This is a genomic window from Pseudomonas sp. Van50 (genome assembly GCF_055390755.1).
Window position 1 is genome coordinate 3,004,614 of sequence record NZ_AP024343.1, and the last position, 18,204, is coordinate 3,022,817.

13 protein-coding genes and 1 pseudogene are annotated in these 18,204 nt (G+C 62.2%); 7 read left to right on the plus strand and 7 right to left on the minus strand.

What is annotated here, in order from left to right; translation table 11 throughout:
- The first annotated feature begins 26 nt into the window (after window positions 1-26).
- Entirely contained in the window at window positions 27-2,249 is a 2,223-nt protein-coding gene (locus ACZ5M5_RS13195) for a TonB-dependent receptor (RefSeq protein ID WP_464739181.1), read from the plus strand.
- A 134-nt stretch (window positions 2,250-2,383) separates the two neighbouring features.
- On the opposite strand, the gene ACZ5M5_RS13200 is transcribed toward ACZ5M5_RS13195, so the two are convergent.
- The 3 genes from ACZ5M5_RS13200 to ACZ5M5_RS13210 form a co-directional block, all read right to left on the minus strand.
- Window positions 2,384-2,602, minus strand: coding sequence for a tautomerase family protein (locus ACZ5M5_RS13200; protein ID WP_003200762.1), 219 nt, complete (start codon window positions 2,600-2,602; stop codon window positions 2,384-2,386).
- A 137-nt stretch (window positions 2,603-2,739) separates the two neighbouring features.
- A complete protein-coding gene (locus ACZ5M5_RS13205; protein WP_060742734.1) occupies window positions 2,740-4,524 on the minus strand; it encodes an IlvD/Edd family dehydratase in 1,785 nt (594 codons plus the stop codon).
- A gap of 47 nt (window positions 4,525-4,571) precedes the next feature.
- On the minus strand, window positions 4,572-5,753 hold the full coding sequence (locus ACZ5M5_RS13210; RefSeq protein ID WP_464739182.1) for a fumarylacetoacetate hydrolase family protein: 1,182 nt from the start codon (window positions 5,751-5,753) through the stop codon (window positions 4,572-4,574).
- 114 nt (window positions 5,754-5,867) lie between these two features.
- On the opposite strand from ACZ5M5_RS13210, the gene ACZ5M5_RS13215 reads away from it, so the two are divergent.
- The 6 genes from ACZ5M5_RS13215 (at window position 5,868) to ACZ5M5_RS13240 (ending at window position 11,648) form a co-directional block, all read left to right on the plus strand.
- Window positions 5,868-6,806, plus strand: coding sequence for a LysR family transcriptional regulator (locus tag ACZ5M5_RS13215; protein ID WP_060742732.1), 939 nt, complete (start codon window positions 5,868-5,870; stop codon window positions 6,804-6,806).
- A gap of 327 nt (window positions 6,807-7,133) precedes the next feature.
- Complete coding sequence (locus tag ACZ5M5_RS13220; protein WP_103308359.1) at window positions 7,134-8,516, plus strand: MFS transporter; 1,383 nt, start codon at window positions 7,134-7,136, stop codon at window positions 8,514-8,516.
- On the plus strand, window positions 8,513-9,253 hold the full coding sequence (locus tag ACZ5M5_RS13225) for an SDR family oxidoreductase (RefSeq protein ID WP_464739183.1): 741 nt from the start codon (window positions 8,513-8,515) through the stop codon (window positions 9,251-9,253). Before ACZ5M5_RS13220 ends, ACZ5M5_RS13225 begins: the two co-directional genes overlap by 4 nt.
- A 31-nt stretch (window positions 9,254-9,284) precedes the next feature.
- Window positions 9,285-10,133, plus strand: coding sequence for an ureidoglycolate lyase (locus ACZ5M5_RS13230; RefSeq protein ID WP_103308357.1), 849 nt, complete (start codon window positions 9,285-9,287; stop codon window positions 10,131-10,133).
- Window positions 10,134-10,557: 424 nt separating this feature from the next.
- Window positions 10,558-10,815, plus strand: a complete 258-nt coding sequence (locus ACZ5M5_RS13235) for a transposase (RefSeq protein ID WP_237140769.1) — start codon at window positions 10,558-10,560, stop codon at window positions 10,813-10,815.
- Window positions 10,812-11,648: an IS3 family transposase gene (locus ACZ5M5_RS13240; protein ID WP_464737817.1), complete on the plus strand. Its 837-nt coding sequence runs from the start codon at window positions 10,812-10,814 to the stop codon at window positions 11,646-11,648. The genes ACZ5M5_RS13235 and ACZ5M5_RS13240 overlap by 4 nt, the downstream gene beginning before the upstream one ends.
- A gap of 70 nt (window positions 11,649-11,718) precedes the next feature.
- Here ACZ5M5_RS13240 and ACZ5M5_RS13245 read toward each other — a convergent pair whose 3' ends face one another.
- The 4 genes and pseudogenes from ACZ5M5_RS13245 to ACZ5M5_RS13260 all read right to left on the minus strand — a co-directional run.
- On the minus strand, window positions 11,719-14,814 hold the full coding sequence (locus ACZ5M5_RS13245; RefSeq protein ID WP_060742728.1) for an efflux RND transporter permease subunit: 3,096 nt from the start codon (window positions 14,812-14,814) through the stop codon (window positions 11,719-11,721).
- 3 nt (window positions 14,815-14,817) lie between these two features.
- On the minus strand, window positions 14,818-15,987 hold the full coding sequence (locus tag ACZ5M5_RS13250) for an efflux RND transporter periplasmic adaptor subunit (protein ID WP_060742727.1): 1,170 nt from the start codon (window positions 15,985-15,987) through the stop codon (window positions 14,818-14,820).
- Window positions 15,988-16,088: 101 nt separating this feature from the next.
- Window positions 16,089-16,844 (minus strand): methyl-accepting chemotaxis protein, encoded by a 756-nt coding sequence (locus tag ACZ5M5_RS13255; RefSeq protein ID WP_464739365.1) that lies wholly within the window; start codon window positions 16,842-16,844, stop codon window positions 16,089-16,091.
- 102 nt (window positions 16,845-16,946) lie between these two features.
- Window positions 16,947-18,140: pseudogene (locus ACZ5M5_RS13260) on the minus strand (PDC sensor domain-containing protein); the annotation flags it as partial.
- Window positions 18,141-18,204 lie beyond the last annotated feature (64 nt).

Consider the following 18,204-nt stretch of genomic DNA (forward strand, 5'->3'; position numbering starts at 1 on the left):
CTCTCGTTGGAAAGGATCCTTAAGCCATGTCTGTTGCACGTCGACCTTGTGGTGAGTCTGCGTTATCCCTCGCGATTCGTAGCGCCACGCTGAGTTTTATTCTGGTCGCAGGAAGCGCCACCGCCTGGGCGGCAACCCCCGGACAGGCGCCTGCCGCCGATACAACCCAGGACGCCTCCAAGGGCAACGGGCAAGGCTTGACCCTTGACGCCACCACCATCAGCGGCACCCACAACGACCCAGGCGCACTGCCGCCCGTGCTGGCCGGCGGTCAGGTGGCGCGCGGTGCACGCTTGGGGATGATGGGCAACAAGGACGTGATGGACACGCCGTTCAGCGTGACCAGCTACACCGAAAAGACCCTGGCCGACCTGCAAACCGTGACCGTGGCCGACGCCCTGCAACGAGACCCTTCGGTGCGCTCGACGGGGCAGGTGGGCGGCATCGTCGATTCGTTTTTCATCCGTGGTTTTCCCATCGGCGAGGGCAACCTCGGTGAGTTGGCCTACGACGGCGTATACGGCGTGGCACCCAACTACCGGGTGTTCACCGACTACGCCGAACGGGTCGAAGTGCTCAAGGGGCCGGGGGCGCTGATGTACGGCATTTCTCCGAACAGCGGGGTGGGTGGGGTGATCAATATCGTTCCCAAGCGTCCGTTGGACGAAGACCTGACGCGCTTTACCGGCAGCTACGCGTCCGATTCCCACGTGGGCGGGCACCTGGATGTCAGCCGTCGATTCGGCCCGGAAAACCAGTTCGGTGTGCGCTTCAACGGCAGCCTCCAGGGTGGCGACACGGCTATCGACGACCAGGAACGCGAGCTCGGCATCGGTGCCATTGCTCTGGATTATCGGGGCGAGCGTTTGCGCTTGAACCTCGACTTCATCAGCCAGAAAGAAAGCTTTGACGGCGCCTCGCGGCCCTTCACCGTCGCGCCTGGCGTTGAAATTCCATCGGCCCCCAACGGTCGTACCAATGCGTCACAGAAATGGGGTTGGTCCGACACCAAGGAGCAGTCGGCCTTGCTGGGTGGCGAATACGACCTGACGGACGCGGTCACGGTGTTTGCCCACGCCGGCGGTGGTCGCTCGGACGTCAAGCGGATGTCCGACCAGGTACCAAGAATCCTCAACAACGCCGGCGATATCAGCAACACGCCGGGGTATTACAAATTCAACGTAGACCGTTCGACAGCCGATGTGGGGGTTCGTGGGGTGTTCGACACCGGCCCTGTCAGCCACACGACCACGCTGATGGCGACCACTTACCAGGATGAACTGTCCCGGGGGATCAACAATGGGCCGGAGGTCCGCTCGAACATCTATCACCCGGTGGACGTGCCCAAGCCGGCCATCAATGCGCCCAAGGTGCTGCGGGTTTCCGAGTCGCAGCTGTCCGGCTTCGCCTTGACCGACACCTTGTCGGTACTGGATGACCGTCTGCAACTGACCCTGGGGCTGCGTCGGCAAAATATCGAGTCGCGCAACTACAATGCCAGCGGCTCGGTCAGTTCCCGTTATGACGACAGCGCAACGACCCCGCTGGTCGGCGTGGTGGTCAAGCCCTGGGAGGACGTGTCGCTGTACTACAACTATGTCGAGGGGCTGAGTAAAGGTGACGTCGCGCCAGGCAACGCGAGCAATGCTGGCGAAACGTTTGCACCTTATGAATCCAAGCAGCATGAGATTGGGGTCAAGTACGAGCACGGCACGTTCATGACCACCCTGGCGCTGTTCCAGATCGAGAAGCCCAGTGGCGAAATCGGTGCGAACAGCGTTTTCTCTGTGCAGGCTGAACAGCGCAACCGTGGCCTGGAGTTGAGCGTGTTCGGCGAAGTGGCCCCCGGCACACGCTTGATGGGTGGCGTGACATTGCTCGACGGTGAGCTGACGGATTCCGCCACCGCAGCCAACCGTGGCAATAAGCCGGTGGGTGTGCCAGACGTACAAGCCAACCTGTGGGCCGAATGGGACACCCCGTGGGTGGAAGGCTTTACCCTCACCAGTGGCGCGATCTACACCAGCAGCCAATACGTGAACCAGGCCAACACCCAGGAGCTGGATGCCTGGACCCGCTTCGATGCGGGCGCTCGCTACGCCACCAAGATCGAAGGTCGACCGACGACTTTCCGAGCCACGGTCCAGAACGTCTTTGACCGCGAGTACTGGTCGGGGGTCGCCTCGTACGGCGCCTTCTCCCCAGGTTCTCCACGCACATTGCAATTGTCGGCCACGGTGGATTTCTGAGGCATGGCGAGGGGTGGCTCTAGCACAGGGTCACCCCTCTCACTTTTCTTTCCCGATCTCTTCTATATAAGGTAATGCTGTTCACTTAGGAAAAACGATGAACCTGTAGCCAGACAAACCTTAAGCGAACAGCATTATTGGCCTTTGGCAGGCAGCCCCATCTTCGCCAGCGTCAGCGTTTCATCGGCGCGCCCCCAGCCACCGTCTGCCACCTCTTCGACCAGGACCATGGTGAATGGACGGACCCCTTCGCCGAAGTATTCGACGAACATTTCCGTGGTGCGATGGATGATCTCTTCCTTGCGGGCGTGGTCCAGGATTCCTTCGGGAAATTTGTAGTTGGCAAATGGCATGGATCGACTCCGTAGGTGTGAAAGATTCGCCAGGGGCGATGGCCCCTGGCGCGCATCTTTCTCCTTTATGCCCGTGGAATAAATCCTTCTGGATTGGCATCTGAATTCAACGTACGTGAACAATCGGCCGCTTGGACTCAGTGCGAATGACGCGGCTCGCCACTGCGGGCGATCACGCGCAGATGCAACGTGGCAGGCTCCAGGCAGCCCCCGGTGGACAATTGCCCGACCAGTTGCCGGTACAGTTCCTGCCAAGGCGTTTGCGACGGTGGGATGTTCGGTGTCCATTCGAGTCGGCGCCGGGCCATCTCTTCGTCGTCGATCAGCAGGTTCACGGTGCGTGTATTCAGGTCCACTTTCAGCCGGTCGTTGGTTTGCAGCAACGCCAGGCCGCCGCCCACGGCTGCTTCAGGGGACATGTTGAGGATCGATGGGCTCGCCGAGGTGCCGCTCTGGCGACCGTCGCCCAGGCAGGGCAGGGAGTCGATGCCCTGTTTGATCAGCGCGGCCGGTGGGGCCATGTTCACCACCTCGGCACTGCCGGGGTAGCCCACGGTGCCGACACCGCGAATGACGAGGATGCAGCGCTCGTCGATGTCCAGCGCCGGATCGTCGATGCGGGCGTGGTAATCCTCCGGTCCTTCGAACACGATGGCCCGGGCTTCGAAACTGTTCTCGGCACCGGGCTCGGAGAGGTAGGTCTTGCGAAACGCTTCGCCCACCACCGACATCTTCATGATCGCGCTGTCGAAGAAATTGCCGCTGAGCACGATGAAGCCGGCCCGGTGCTTGAGCGGGGTGTCGAAGGGATGGATCACGTCGGCGTTGCTGGTCAGGCTGCTGCTGACGATTTCGCCGATGGTCCTGCCGCTGACCGTGGCGCAGTCTTCGTGCAGGCGTCCGGCTTTTTGCAGTTCGTGCATGACCGAGGGCACACCGCCGGCCCGATGGAAACCTTCACCCAGGTACTTGCCGGCTGGCATGCAATTGACCAGCAGCGGCACGTCCTCGCCAATTCGTTGCCAATCATCCAGGCTCAGTTCGACGCCCATGTGCCGGGCGATGGCGATCAGGTGCGGCGGGCAGTTACTCGAAGCACCCAGGGCCGAGGCGACGGCGATGGCGTTCTCGAAGGCCTGGCGGGTCATGATCTGTGACGGACGAATGTCTTGCAGCACCAGCTCGCAGATGCGCTTGCCGGTGGCATAGGCCATTTGCCCGCGCTCGCGATAGGGCGCCGGAATGCTCGCGCAACCGGGCAGCGACATGCCCAGGGCTTCGGCCAGGGCGTTCATCGACAAGGCGGTGCCCATGGTGTTGCAGTGACCCACCGATGGCGATGCCGCAGTGGTCATTTCCATGAAGCCTTCGTAATCGATCTCGCCGGCGGCCATCAGGTTGCGCGCATGCCAGAGCACGGTGCCCGAGCCGATCAACTCGCCCTTGTGATGGCCGTCGAGCATCGGCCCGCCGGACAAGACAATGGCGGGCAAGTCGGTGGTCGCCGCCGCCATCAGGCAGGCGGGCGTGGTCTTGTCGCAACCGGTGGTGAGCACCACGCCGTCCAACGGGTAGCCGTGGAGGATTTCCACCAGCCCCAGGTAGGCCAGGTTGCGGTCCAGGGCAGCGGTGGGGCGCCGTGACTGTTCGGCGATCGGGTGCACCGGGAATTCCATGGGGATGCCACCGGCGTCACGGATGCCGGCCTTGACCCGTTGGGCCAGTTCCAGGTGATGACGGTTGCAGGGGGTCAGGTCGCTGCCGGTCTGGGCGATGCCGATGATCGGGCGTCCCGATTGCAGCTCTTCGCGGGTCATGCCGTAGTTCATGTAGCGTTCGACATACAGGGCGGTCATGTCCGCGTGAGCCGGGTCATTGAACCATTGCTCGCTGCGCAGGCGGCGTTCAGGCGTGTCACTCATGATTCATGTCTCTCTTGTAATTGGATGAATCGGTCACGGTCGTAGCGTCAGCGGCCCAGCAGTCCGCGGGCAGCGAGGTTGCGCAACAAGGCGCTGACGCCAAAGGTCCAGGGGGCGGCGTCGCAGCTGTGGGTCACCTCATTATGCAGGCTGCCGAGCAAGGGGCTGCTGATGCTGACCCGGTCCCCGCGCTTGTGGGTGAAACCGCTGCCGGGATGGTCGCGGTCTTCGGTGGGGGCGAACAGGGTACCGAGAAACAGCACAAAGCCATCCGGATATTGGTGGTTGGCGTTGAGTGTCTGGCTTGCCAGGTCCTGTGGGTCACGGCTGATCTGGCTCATGGAGCTCGAACCGTGCAGGCGGTAGCCATCTTCGCCTTGTACCTGGAGGTCGACCACGCAGGCGCGTACGTCATCCAGGCTGAAGTGTTCGTCGAACAGGCGAATGAACGGCCCGATGGCGCAGGACGCATTGTTGTCCTTGGCCTTGCTCAGCAACAGCGCGCTGCGACCTTCGATGTCTCGCAGGTTGACATCGTTGCCCAGGGTGGCGCCGTGGATCTGGCCACGGCTGTTTACCGCCAGCACCACTTCCGGTTCCGGGTTGTTCCATTGCGATACCGGATGAATGCCAATTTGGCTGCCGCTGCCCACGGCGGACAGGATCGGTGCCTTGGTGAAGATCTCCGCATCCGGGCCGATGCCGACTTCCAGGTACTGCGACCACATGCCCTGTTCGATGAGCAAGGCTTTCAGGCGCATGGCTTGCTCGGAACCCGGCACGATCGCCCGCAGGTTATCGCCGATCACGCTGTGCACGGTGGCGCGTACCGCCTCGGCCCTTGCCGCGTCGCCGCCGGCCTGTTCCTCGATCACTCGCTCGATCATGCTGGCGGCGAAGGTCACGCCGGCGGCCTTGATCACTTGCAAGTCCAGCGGCGGCAACAGAAATGGCTTGGCCGGGTCGGCATGAATGCCGGTGTTGGCCAGCAGCGCTTCGACGCTGGCGATGAAAATGCCGGGCGTTTGCCTGACTTCCGCCAACGGTGAGGACGTTTCCAGCAAATCGCTCAAGGTCGCGAAACGGTCCGACAGGTCGAACACCCCATCGCTGCGCAACACGACGGGTGAAGGTCCGGCGACACGGCCAGGCACCCAGGCACGACCGATGAGGGTGCCGGCGACGCCATCGACGGGCAGGGTGTTCTCGGGAGTAAGCATCAGTGACATGGGCAGTCTTCCGGGTTCGTAAAGCTTTCAAGCTAGGGCCCGCGGTTGATGAACTCCAATGAGATATATTCAGTATCTGATAACGTCCGGTTATTGCATCGTCGAGGATTGCCCATGTCCGATCTGTCTTTCTCCAGCTTCTGCGGCTGGCTCAAATTCCGCCATCTGCTGTTGATCGATACCTTGGGGCGAACCTGCAACATGCATCTGGCGGCCGAGCAGATGAACCTCAGCCAGCCCGCCGTGAGCAAGATGCTCAAGGAAATCGAAAGCCTGCTCGGCTTCGCCCTGTTCGAGCGCCGCTCCCGGAGCATGCCGCCCACCGCATTGGGTGAGCACGTACTGCGTTACGCGCAGATCGCCTTGAACGATGCCCGTTCGTTCGTCGAGCAAATCAGCAGCCTGCGCGAAGGTGGCCATGGCTACCTCAAGGTCGGCGGTATCTTTGCCGCGACGGCGGTGGCCTTGCCTGAGGCGATCCTGCAGATCAAGCAACGCTGGCCCTTGCTGTCCATCGAGGTGGTGGAGCAGACCAGCAACCATCTGATGAAGATGCTTGAAGAGAAAAAACTCGATCTGGCGGTAGCCAGGTTTACCGAGCAAAGCCAGCAACAGCGCTACGACTTCCAGCCCCTGGCCCCGGAACCGTTCTGCATCGTGGTCAATGACCGCCATCCCCTGGCGAACGCCGGGCCGACCTCCCTGCAGCAACTGGTGGACCTGCCGTGGATTCTCTACCCGGTCGGCACGCCGATCCGTGCACGCATGGAACTGGCCTTCGCCGAGGCCGGGGTGGGAATGCCGCGCAATACCATCGACACCATTTCCATGCAGACCTTCCTCCAGGTGCTGCAACGCGGGCCCATGATCGGCATGCTGCCCAATGCCATGGTCGATCCGCTGCTCGACAGCGGCCAGCTCAAGACCCTCGATACCCCGCTGCACCTGGTGCCCCAGGACTACGGCATCCTCACGCGAAAGGACGAACCGCTGGTGGGCGCGGCGCTGGAGTTCGCCGAGATTCTCAAGGACAACGCCCGTCTGAGCGGTTGAGTGTGCCGCCGCCATCGCGAGCAAGCTCGCTCCCACCGTTGTTTCGTGTTGACTGAAAGATCCGCGACACTCCCGCCTCCTGTGGGAGCGAGCTTGCTCGCGATGGCGGCGGATCAGCCTGCACTGAACCCTGTGGCGAGGGAGCTTGCTCCCGCTGGGCTACGCAGTAGCCCCCTTGCCAAACCCAAGCCTCGATAACAATACGTTATCGACTAATCCAAAAATGCCATTGGGAAAGAATCGATTCCCGACAGTAGAGTCCTCGTTCAATCGCCGGATGAGTCACTCATTCGACGTGACCCAATAAAAACAATCAGGGGTTACCTCATGCAAACCATCTCCGAGCCGTTGCCCGCCCAGGCACAAGCCGGCCAGCTGGATTTCGAAGACCGGACCTACCGCAAGGTGATCTGGCGGATCCTGCCCGTGTTGCTGTTGTGCTACATGGCGGCGTACCTCGATCGTGTGAACATCGGGTTCGCCAAGCTCGACATGCTCAACGAGCTGCAATTCAGCAACACGGTGTATGCCTTGGGCGCCAGTATGTTTTTCTGGGGCTATTTCCTCTTCGAAGTGCCCAGCAACCTGTTGCTGCATCGCTTTGGCGCACGGTTCTGGATCGCCCGGATCATGCTCAGTTGGGCGGTGATCTCCATGGCCGTGGCCTACACCGTACCGCTGGCGGCTTTCTTCCACATCGAATCGAGCACGATGTTCTATGTGCTGCGCTTCCTGTTGGGCATCTGCGAAGCGGGCTTTTTCCCTGGCGTGATCCTCTACCTCAACTACTGGTTTCCGACCCACCGGCAGAGCCGGGTGATGTCCGGGTTCCTGCTGGCGCTGCCCGTCAGCCTGACCCTGGGCGGCATACTTTCCGGCTGGCTGATGAACAGCATGCAAGGGGTGCATGGCCTGTCCGGCTGGCAATGGATGCTGCTCATCGAAGGCATTCCATCGATCATCATGGCGTTCGTGGTGATCGTCTGCCTGGCCGACAACATCGACAAAGCCAAATGGCTGACGGTCGCGGAAAAAGCCCTGCTCAAGGCCAATCTGCAAACCGACAACCAGGGCAAGGCCACGCGCTTGAGCGAAGTGTTCTTCAACCCGCGGGTGTGGTTGCTGGTATTGATCCTGCTGACCTTCAACACCGGTTTCTATGGCCTGGCGTTCTGGATGCCTTCGATCATCAAGAGCACCGGCATCACCAACAGCTTGCACATCGGTTTGCTCACCGCCATCCCTTATTCGGTGGCGGTGGTGGCGATGCTGCTCAACGCTCGGCACTCCAACCGCACCGGTGAGCGGCGCTTGCACGCGGCGATCCCGGCGTTCATTGGCGGCGTCGGCCTGATCCTCAGTGCCTTCTTCGCTGACAACCTGGTGTTGTCCGTGCTCTTTCTCAGCGTCTCCGCTTCGGGGATCCTCAGCCTGATGCCGATTTTCTGGACCCTGCCGGGCACCGTGCTGTCGGGGGTCGCTGCCGCAGCCGGCATCGGCATGATCAACGCCATCGGCAACTTGTCGGGCTTTACCGGCTCGATGATCACTGCCGTGGCCGAAACCCTCACGGGCAACATCAACAACGGCACTTATGTACTGGCCTTGTGTCTTTTGGTCAGCGGCGGGCTGATCCTGGCCATCCCCGCTTCGATGCTCGGCAGGACCCCCAAGCACGCCGCCACGGCAGCGCAACTGGAGGCCGCATGAACCTGCAGAACAAGCGCGTGCTGGTGACGGCAGCGGGGCAGGGCATTGGCTTGGCCAGCGCCATTGCCTTCGCCCGGGCTGGGGCCGAGGTGATCGCCACGGACATCGATATCTATGCACTGGCGGGGATCGAAGAGGTCACCGCCATGTCCCTGGATGTCACCTCGACCGCTGCCATTAGCGCCGCCTGCGAGCGCATCGGCGGGCTCGACGTGCTGTTCAACTGCGCAGGCTACGTGCACAGCGGCAACATACTGCAATGCGACGAAGCGGCCTGGGCGCGTTCGATGGACCTCAATGTCACGGCCATGTATCGGATGATCCACGCGTTTTTGCCGGGCATGCTGGCCCGTGGCGGCGGCTCGATCATCAACATGTCGTCGGTGGCCTCCAGCGTCAAGGGTGTGCCCAATCGCTTCGCCTATGCCACCAGCAAGGCGGCGGTGGTGGGCCTGACCAAGGCTGTCGCCATCGACTTCGTCAACCAGGGCATCCGTTGCAACGCGATCTGCCCGGGCACCGTGGACTCGCCTTCGCTGCGCCAGCGCATCGCCGAGCAGGCCGTGCAACAGGGCGTCGATGAGGCGCAGGTCTACCGGCAATTCCTCGACCGTCAGCCCATGGGACGCATCGGCAGCACTGAAGAGATCGCCCAGTTGGCGGTGTACCTGGGCAGCGATGCATCGGCCTACACCACGGGTGCCATTCACGTCATCGACGGTGGCATGAGCATCTGAACCCCGGTCTTCACTTGAGCAGGAGCACGACATGAAACTATTGCGCTACGGCGAAAAAGGCTCGGAAAAACCCGGGCTGTTGGATACCGACAATCAGCTGCGCGATCTCTCCGGCCATGTGCCGGACATCACCGGGCAGGTCCTGGGCGCGGACAGCCTGGCAGCGCTCGCCGCCCTCGACCCGCGCAGCCTGCCGCTCGTTGCCGGCCAGCCGCGTATCGGTGCCTGCGTCGGCCAGGTCGGCAAATTCATCTGCATCGGCCTGAACTACGCCGACCATGCGGCCGAGTCGAACATGGAGGTGCCGAAAGAGCCGATCATCTTCAACAAATGGACCAGTGCCATCTGCGGGCCGAACGACGATATCCAGATCCCGCGCGGCTCCCTCAAGACTGATTGGGAAGTCGAGCTGGGCGTGGTCATCGGTAAAGGCGGGCGCTACATCGACGAAGCCAATGCCATGGAACATGTCGCCGGCTACTGCGTCATCAACGATGTGTCCGAGCGCGAGTGGCAACTGGAGCGCGGCGGCACCTGGGACAAGGGCAAGGGCTTCGACACCTTCGGCCCTCTTGGCCCCTGGCTGGTGACCCGGGATGAAATCGCCGACCCGCATACGCTGGATCTGTGGCTGGAGGTTGACGGACACCGCTATCAGAACGGCAATACCCGAACGCTGATCTTCAGCGTGCCGCAACTGATTGCCTACCTGAGCCGCTGCATGAGCCTGCAACCGGGGGATGTGATCTCCACCGGCACGCCACCCGGCGTCGGCTTGGGCATCAAGCCCGCCCCGGTGTTCCTGCGGCCGGGCCAGACCATCCGCCTGGGGATCGAGGGCTTGGGCGAACAGCGTCAGGTCACGGTGCAGGCGGACTGATCGCAGGGCTCGCTGCCCCCTCAGGCCCCTGTGGGAGCGGGCTTGCTCGCGATAGCGGTGTGTCTGCCGGCATCCATTCAACTGACCAGACGCCATCGCGAGCAAGCTCGCTCCCACACTGTTCCGAGGCGCTACACATATTGATGCCTTACCAATCCCCCTGTGGGAGCGAGCTTGCTCGCGATAGCGGTGTGTCTGCCGGCATCCATTCAACTGACCAGACGCCATCGCGAGCAGGCTCGCTCCCACACTGTTCCGAGGCGCTACACATATTGATGCCTTACCAATCCCCCTGTGGGAGCGAGCTTGAACTGGCCTAATGATTTTGGACACTTCAATCGGGCGCTATGATGGCGCCCAAATCTGAGGTGTTTTGGTTATGCGTAAATCTTACTCCAGTGAGTTCAAACTCAAAGCGGCCAGCATGGTGCTGGACGAGGGACAGTCGGTTCCCGAAGTCTGCGCCAGCCTGGATATTGGGCCCACGGCGCTTCGCCGCTGGGTCGATCAGGTTCGCAAGGAACGCTTGGGTTCGACCCCGGTGGGCGCCAAGGCGATTACCGCTGATCAGCGTGAAATTCAGCAGCTCAAAGCGTTGCTCAGGCAAAAAGACCTGGACATTGAAATCCTAAAAAAGGCCAGTGCTCTCCTGCTTTTGGACTCCAAAGATCATTCTCGTTGATCAATGAGCTGGACGAGCAGTACGGCGTTAACAATTGCTGTCGGGCGTTTGGAGTCAACCGCAGCAGCTTTTACGCCTGGCGTCAGCGCCAAGGCAAAGTGAAGCCCGAGCGGGAGAAACTTAAAGCCGTGCTGGTCGAGCATCACAAGGAGTCCAGAGCATCCGCGGGGTCTCGCACCCTTTCCAAGGAGCTGCAAGCAAAGGGACATCGTGTCGGGCGGCATATGGCTCGCAGCTTGATGCGCGAAGCCGGTGTTGCCAGTCGTCAGCGCCGGCGGCACAGGTACAAATCTTCCGGCGTGGAAGCGTTGGTGGCGCCGCACGTGCTCAAGCGCAAGTTTGATGTCACGGCGATCAACCAGGTGTGGTGTGGCGATGTGACGTACATCAAGGTCGGCAAGCGCTGGATGTATTTCGCGGCGGTGCTGGATCTGTTTGCTCGCCGGATCGTGGGCTGGTCGTTTTCAATGATTTCCGATGCCTCGCTGACCTGCGAAGCGTTGCGAATGGCGGTGCAATTGCGAGGTTGCCCAAAAGAGGTGCTGTTTCATTCCGATCAAGGCTGCCAATACACCAGCCACAAATTCAGGAATGAAATGCGCAAGCATGGACTCCTGCAAAGCATGAGTCGCAAAGGTGAGTGCTGGGACAACGCCCCGATGGAGCGTTTCTTTGGGAGCCTGAAGTCAGAGTGGGTGCCAGAAGATGGCTACAGCTCGGAGCATGAAGCCCGCGTGGATGTGCAGCGTTATGTGATGCGTTACAACAACGTCAGACTCCATAGCTACAACGACTACCGGTCGCCGGTAGCTATGGAGAAACTGGCAGCATGAAACCGTAACTGGTGTCCAAAATTAGTTGACCAGTTCAGCTTGCTCGCGATAGCGCTGGCCCGGCCGGGCCTCACTTTGGATCAACCCGCCTGACACGCTTCATCACCACCACGAAAAACACCGGCACGAACACCACCGCCAGCGTGGCGGTGATCATCCCGCCGATCACCCCGGTGCCGATGGCCTGCTGGCTCGCCGAGCTGGCACCGGTGGCAATCGCCAGCGGTACCACCCCGAGGATGAATGCCAGCGAGGTCATGATGATCGGTCGCAGGCGCAGGCGTGCGGCCTGGAGTGTGGCGTCGATCAAGTCGTGGCCTTCGTCGTACAGGCTCTTGGCGAACTCGATGATCAGGATCGCGTTCTTCGCCGACAGGCCGATGATGGTGATCAACCCGATCTTGAAGAACACGTCGTTGGGCATGCCGCGCAACGACACGGCCAGTACCGCGCCAAGCACACCCAGTGGCACCACCAGCAGCACCGAGGTCGGGATCGACCAGCTCTCGTACAGCGCCGCCAGGCACAGGAACACCACGAGCAACGACAGGCCCAACAGGATCGGTGCCTGGCTGCCGGACAAGCGTTCCTGCAAGGACAACCCGGTCCATTCCTGGCCCAGGCCTGTCGGCCCCAGGGCCACCAGCCGTTCGATTTCGGCCATGGCTTGTCCGGTGCTGTAGCCCGGTGCCGGTTCGCCGGAAATGCTCACCGCCGGATAACCGTTATAGCGGGTCAATTGCGCCGGCCCCTGGGTCCAGCGGGCCTGGACGAATGCCGACAACGGGACCATTTTCCCGCTGTTGTTGCGCACGTGGATCTTCAGCAGATCCTCGACCTGGCTGCGCTGGTCGCCCTCGGCCTGGACCACCACCCGCTGCATCCGCCCCTGGTTGGGGAAGTCGTTGATGTAGGCCGAACCCACCGCCGTGGACAACACGCTGCCGACATCGGCAAAGGAAATGCCCAGGGCATTGGCCTGCTTGCGGTCGACCTCCAGTTGCACCTGCGGCGCTTCCGCCAGGGCGCTTTCGCGCACATTCATCAGCATCGGGCTTTTTTCGGCGGCGGCGAGCAATTCGCTGCGGGCCTGCATCAAGGTGGCATGGCCGAGTCCGCCACGGTCCTGCAAACGGAACTCGAAACCGCTGGAGGTGCCCAGGCCATCCACGGGCGGCGGCAGCACCGAGAACGCCATGGCATCCTTGATTTGACCCAGGGCCAGGTTGGCGCGGTCGGCAATCGACGCCGCCGAATCCTCGGCGCCGCGTTGCGACCAGTCCTTGAGGGTGGTGAAGGCCAGGGCTGCGTTCTGCCCGCTGCCGGAAAAGCTGAAACCGAGAATGATCGTGCTGTCGCCGACCCCCGGCTCGCCGGCGTTGTGGGCTTCGATCTGCTCCACCACCTGCACCGTCCGGTTTTTGCTCGCACCCGGTGGCAGCTGGATGTCGGTGATGGTGTAGCCCTGGTCTTCCACCGGCAGGAACGAGGAGGGCAGGCGACTGAACAACAGGCCCATGCCCACCAGCAGCACGCCGTAGATCAGCAGATAACGGCCGCTGCGTTTCACCGCATAGGCCACCCACCCCTGATAGTGGTCGCCGAAGCGGTCGAAGCCACGGTTGAACCAGCCGAAGAAGCCGCTTTTGGCGTGGTGATCACCTTGGGCGATCGGTTTGAGCAAGGTCGCGCAAAGCGCCGGGGTCAAGGTCAGGGCGAGAAAGGCCGAGAACAGGATCGAGGTAGCCATCGACAGCGAGAATTGCTGGTAGATCACCCCCACCGAGCCCTGCATGAACGCCATCGGAATGAACACCGCCACCAGCACCAGCGTGATGCCGATGATCGCACCGGTGATCTGCCCCATGGCCTTGCGCGTGGCCTCCTTGGGCGACAAGCCTTCCTGGGCCATGATCCGCTCGACGTTCTCCACCACGACGATGGCATCGTCCACCAGGATACCGATGGCCAGCACCATGCCGAACATGGTCAGCACGTTGATCGAGAACCCCAGCGCGAGCATCGTCGCGAAGGTACCCATCAATGCCACCGGCACCACCAGGGTCGGGATCAGGGTGTAGCGGATGTTCTGCAGGAACAGGAACATCACCGCGAACACCAGCAACATCGCCTCGCCGAGGGTGTAGATCACCTTGGTGATCGAGACCTTGACGAACGGCGAGGTGTCGTAGGGAATCTTGTACGCCACGCCGGCCGGGAAGTAGCGCGACAGCTCGTCCATTTTGTTGCGTACCAGGGTCGCGGTGTTCAAGGCATTGGCGCCCGGCGACAGTTGCACCGCCACCGCGGTGGACGGCTTGCCGTTCAGGCGTGTGGAAAACTGGTATTCCTGGCTGCCGATCTCCACCCGTGCCACGTCGGCGATGCGCACCGTCGAGCCATCGGGATTGGCCTTGAGCACAATGTCGGCGAACTCTTGCGGCGTGTTGAGCTGGCCTTTGACGACGATGGTCGCGGTGATTTCCTGGGTGCTGCGGCTCGGCAATTCCCCCAGGCTGCCTGCCGACACCTGGGCGTTCTGCGCCACGATGGCGGCATTGACATCGGCCGGGGTCAGGTTGAAGCCGACGAGTTTCTGCGGGTCGATCCAGATCCGCATGGCGCGCTCGGCCCCGTACAGCTGGGCCTTGCCGACACCGTCCAGGCGCTTGATCTCGTTCATCACGTTGCGCGCCAGGTAATCGCTGAGGGCCACGTCGTCGAGCTTGCCGTCGCTGGAGGTAAGGGTGATCAGCAGCAGGAAGCCGGCGGAGACTTTGTCCACTTGCAGGCCCTGCTGCGTGACCGCTTGCGGCAGGCGCGACTCCACCGCCTTGAGGCGGTTCTGCACGTCGACCTGGGCCAGTTCCGGGTTGGTCCCGGGTTGGAAGGTCGCGGTGATGGTGGCGCTGCCCAGGCTGCTCTGGGATTCGAAATACAGCAGGTTGTCGGCGCCGTTGAGTTCTGCCTCGATCAGGCTGACCACGCTTTCGTCCACGGTTTGCGCCGAGGCGCCCGGGTAGACGGTGTAGATCTCGATTTGTGGCGGCGCCACCACCGGGTATTGCGCCACCGGCAGTTGTGGGATGGCCAGGACACCGGACAACAAGATGAACAAGGCGACGACCCAGGCGAATACCGGACGGTCGATGAAAAATTGCGGCATGGCTTAGTGTCCTGCCTGTGGCCCGGGAACCTGGGCGAGGGGGAGTGGAGAGTCGTCGATCCGGACGTGCTCGCCGGGACGGGCGTGTTGCAGGCCTTCGATGACGATGCGGTCGCCGGGTTTCAAACCGTGGGTGACGACCCAGCGATCGTTTTGCGCGGCGCCCAGTTGCACTGGTTGCTGGCTGACCTTCTGCTCGGCGTCCAGCAGCAACACCTGGGCGATGCCGGCGCTGTCGCGCAAGATGGCCCGTTGCGGCACGGTGATGCCCTGGCTGTTGACCGCCTGTTCCAGGCGCACGCGGATGAAACTGCCCGGCAGCAGGTCCAGGTCGGGGTTGGGGAACTCGCTGCGCAGGGTGATCTGGCCGGTGCTCGGGTCGACGCTGAGGTCGGTGAACAGCAACTTGCCGGGCAGCGGATAAGGGCTGCCGTCGTCCTGGATCAAGGTGGCCTTGGCCTGACCCTGGCCGACCGCTTGCAGTTGCCCTGCGCGAAAGGCGCGGCGCAGGTCATTGAGTTCGCGGGTCGATTGCGTGAGGTCGGCGTGGATCGGGTCCAGTTGCTGGATCAACGCCAACGGCGTGCTTTCGTTCTGCCCCACCAAAGCACCTTCCGTCACCAGGGCGCGGCCGATGCGCCCGGATATCGGCGCGGTCACCGTGGCATACCCGAGGTTCAGTTTCGCCCGTTCCACCGCGGCCTTGTTGGCGGCGACGTCCGCGGCCGTCTGGCGCACGTTGGCCCTGGCGTTGTCGTAGTCCTGGCCACTGATCGCCTTGTCATCGATCAACTGGGCATAACGTTGTGCCTGCAAGCGGGCCTGGAACGCATTGGCCTCGGCCTTGCGCAACGCCGCCTCGGCACTGTCCAGGTCGGCCTTGAACGGTGCCGGATCGATGCGAAACAGCACCTCGCCCTGTTTGACGTCGCGGCCTTCGTGAAACACCCGCTGCAAGACCACGCCGGCGACCCGTGCCCGGACTTCGGCGACCCGTGGCGCGGCGATCCGGCCGCTCAACTCGTTGCTGATCGACAGCGGCCGGGCCTGGACCGTTTCGACACGCACGCTTGCCAGGGGGGCGGAGGCTTGCGGGTTCGAAGCGCTATCACAGCCACTGAGCAGCAGCGCGCCGACCAACAAGCCCAGTGTGACGAAAGGAATCTTGGACATGGTGCTTCCCCAATATTGAGCCGCCCATGGTAGGGATCGAGGCCAATGCCAGGGGTGAAGCTTTGTAGGTGCTCTGTGAAATTGTGTAAGCGCACAGGCCACTAGATCCGAAAATGCCCCACCAACTGCTGTTGATGGTTGGCCATGGCATGCAACGAGTGGCTCGCCTGCGACGCTTCTTGCATCCGGCTGGTCAAGGTTTCGCTGATTGCCCGAATGTCGCTGACGCGATGGCTGATGTCTTCCACGACAGTGCTTTGCTCCAGGGCGGCACTGGCGATCTGTTGGTTCATGTGTTCGATCACTTCCACGGCGTCGGTGATGTGTTGCAACGCCACATGGGTCTTTTCGACTTGGGCGACGCTGTCCTTGGCCTGTTCGCGGCTCAGTTGGGTGCTGTGCACGACCTCCTGGCTCAACTGTTGCAACGCTTCGATCACTGTGCGTATCTGCTCGACCGAGTTCTGGGTGTTGCTGGCCAGATGGCGAACTTCGTCGGCCACCACGGCGAAGCCGCGCCCCTGTTCACCGGCCCTGGCCGCTTCGATGGCGGCATTCAAGGCCAGCAGGTTGGTCTGTTGGGCAATGGCACAAATCACGTCCAGCACCTGGCCAATGTGTTGGCTGTTGCCGGCCAGCGCCTGCACTTGCACGAGTGTGGTTTCCAGGCGCCGGTCGAGACTGTCGATGCTGGTGACTGCGTTGGCGAACAATTCCCGCCCCGATCGGCTTGCGTTTTCGGCGACGGTGGCGGCATCGGCCGCCTGGTGGGAATGGCGAGCCACTTCCTGGGCGCTGGTGCTCATTTCATGCAAGGCGGTCGCTGCCAGCTCGACTTCCCGGTACTGCGTGTGCATGCCGGCGCTGACTTCCCGGGCCACCCGCGCCGACGTATCGGCGGTGTTGCGGGTGTCCAGGGAGGCTTGCTGGATATCGCGGATAATGGGCTGCAACTTGTCGAGAAAGCGGTTGAAACCCCTGGCCAGATGGCCCAACTCATCATGGCGGTCGTTGGGCAGGCGCTGGGTGAGATCGCCGTCGCCTTCGACAATCGCATCGAGCATATGCGCCACCCTCAGCAGTGGCCGGGTGACGCCGTAAGCGGTGAGCCAGATGAGCAACAGTCCCAAGCCGGCAGCCAGCAAGCCGAGGCTGAGGTTGAGCCAGTTGGCCTGGCGATACTTGTCGTCCAACTGCGCTTGCATGTGCAGGGCTGGCGCTTGCACAAGCGCTTCAGGTACGCGTATCTGCAATTGCCAGGGGCTATTGTCGGGAGCGGTTTGCACGGCTTGCCGAACGTCGACCGAGGTGCCGTCAACCGTGCCGCTATGGCCGGCAACTTGCCCTGATGGGGAAAGAATGTTGATCTCGCTGTGGCCGGGATACAGGTCGTTGGCCAGGCTGGCGGCCAGTTGCTGGAGGGTATCGAGGCTGATGTCCATGCCCACTACGCCGATGACGTTGCCCTGGTCCAGCAGCGGTATGGAGATGCTGCTCATCAACGTCTTCTGGCCTTCGACCTCGATCGCGTAGGGCTCTGTCACGCAGGTGCGTCCCAGGGTCTGCGGGCAGACGTACCAGGCGTTGGCCGGCTCGCTGCCCGGTGGTGCGGTGTTGGCGCTGATCTGGGCTTCGCTGAGCACCTCCTGCACCAAGTGGCCGGGTTGGCTTTGCGACCAGTACAAGGCGAAGCGACCCTTTTCGTTGCCGGCCAGATCGCGCTGGCCAATGAAACCGGCATCTTCACCGACCAGCGCGTCGGGAAGCAGCACCACGTAGAAGCCGAGGACTTTTTCGCGGTTCTGGAGGGCTTGGCGGGTCGCGGCGATCAGGTCCTGGCGCAGTTGCCCCGGTGTCAGTCGCCCGTTCCACGCCTGGGCGCGCAGTTGCAGGACCTGCTGGGCAAAACCTTCCCCATAGATCGCGGTTTCGCTGAAAAAGCGCTCCACCCGCTGACCGTGTGCCAGGCCCTGCGCCTGCAGGCCTTCCAGGGCCGAGCGCCCGAGCAGTTGACTGCTTTGCTGCTTGAGCAGCGTTGCGCCTTGCTGGTTCTGATACAGGGAGGTACCGGTCAATGCCCCGACGACGGCCAGCAGGCACAGCCCACTCAGGAGCGTGATCCGCCATTGGATAGAGAGACGAGCGAAGAACATGCTGAGATTTTCCTGCGCTTAGGGATTTTTATTGTTCTGTGCCCCGCACTGTTTGAACGGCGGG

Bases quoted from the DNA above. Each gene is read 5' to 3' on its own strand.
- ACZ5M5_RS13245 (WP_060742728.1), bottom strand. From the start codon at position 14,814: ATGCCGCAATTTTTCATCGACCGTCCGGTATTCGCCTGGGTCGTCGCC.
- ACZ5M5_RS13235 (WP_237140769.1), top strand. From the start codon at position 10,558: ATGGTGCTGGACGAGGGACAGTCGGTTCCCGAAGTCTGCGCCAGCCTG.
- ACZ5M5_RS13250 (WP_060742727.1), bottom strand. From the start codon at position 15,987: ATGTCCAAGATTCCTTTCGTCACACTGGGCTTGTTGGTCGGCGCGCTG.
- ACZ5M5_RS13210 (WP_464739182.1), bottom strand. From the start codon at position 5,753: ATGTCACTGATGCTTACTCCCGAGAACACCCTGCCCGTCGATGGCGTC.
- ACZ5M5_RS13195 (WP_464739181.1), top strand. From the start codon at position 27: ATGTCTGTTGCACGTCGACCTTGTGGTGAGTCTGCGTTATCCCTCGCG.
- ACZ5M5_RS13220 (WP_103308359.1), top strand. From the start codon at position 7,134: ATGCAAACCATCTCCGAGCCGTTGCCCGCCCAGGCACAAGCCGGCCAG.
- ACZ5M5_RS13205 (WP_060742734.1), bottom strand. From the start codon at position 4,524: ATGAGTGACACGCCTGAACGCCGCCTGCGCAGCGAGCAATGGTTCAAT.
- ACZ5M5_RS13200 (WP_003200762.1), bottom strand. From the start codon at position 2,602: ATGCCATTTGCCAACTACAAATTTCCCGAAGGAATCCTGGACCACGCC.
- ACZ5M5_RS13230 (WP_103308357.1), top strand. From the start codon at position 9,285: ATGAAACTATTGCGCTACGGCGAAAAAGGCTCGGAAAAACCCGGGCTG.
- ACZ5M5_RS13215 (WP_060742732.1), top strand. From the start codon at position 5,868: ATGTCCGATCTGTCTTTCTCCAGCTTCTGCGGCTGGCTCAAATTCCGC.
- ACZ5M5_RS13255 (WP_464739365.1), bottom strand. From the start codon at position 16,844: ATGCACACGCAGTACCGGGAAGTCGAGCTGGCAGCGACCGCCTTGCAT.
- ACZ5M5_RS13225 (WP_464739183.1), top strand. From the start codon at position 8,513: ATGAACCTGCAGAACAAGCGCGTGCTGGTGACGGCAGCGGGGCAGGGC.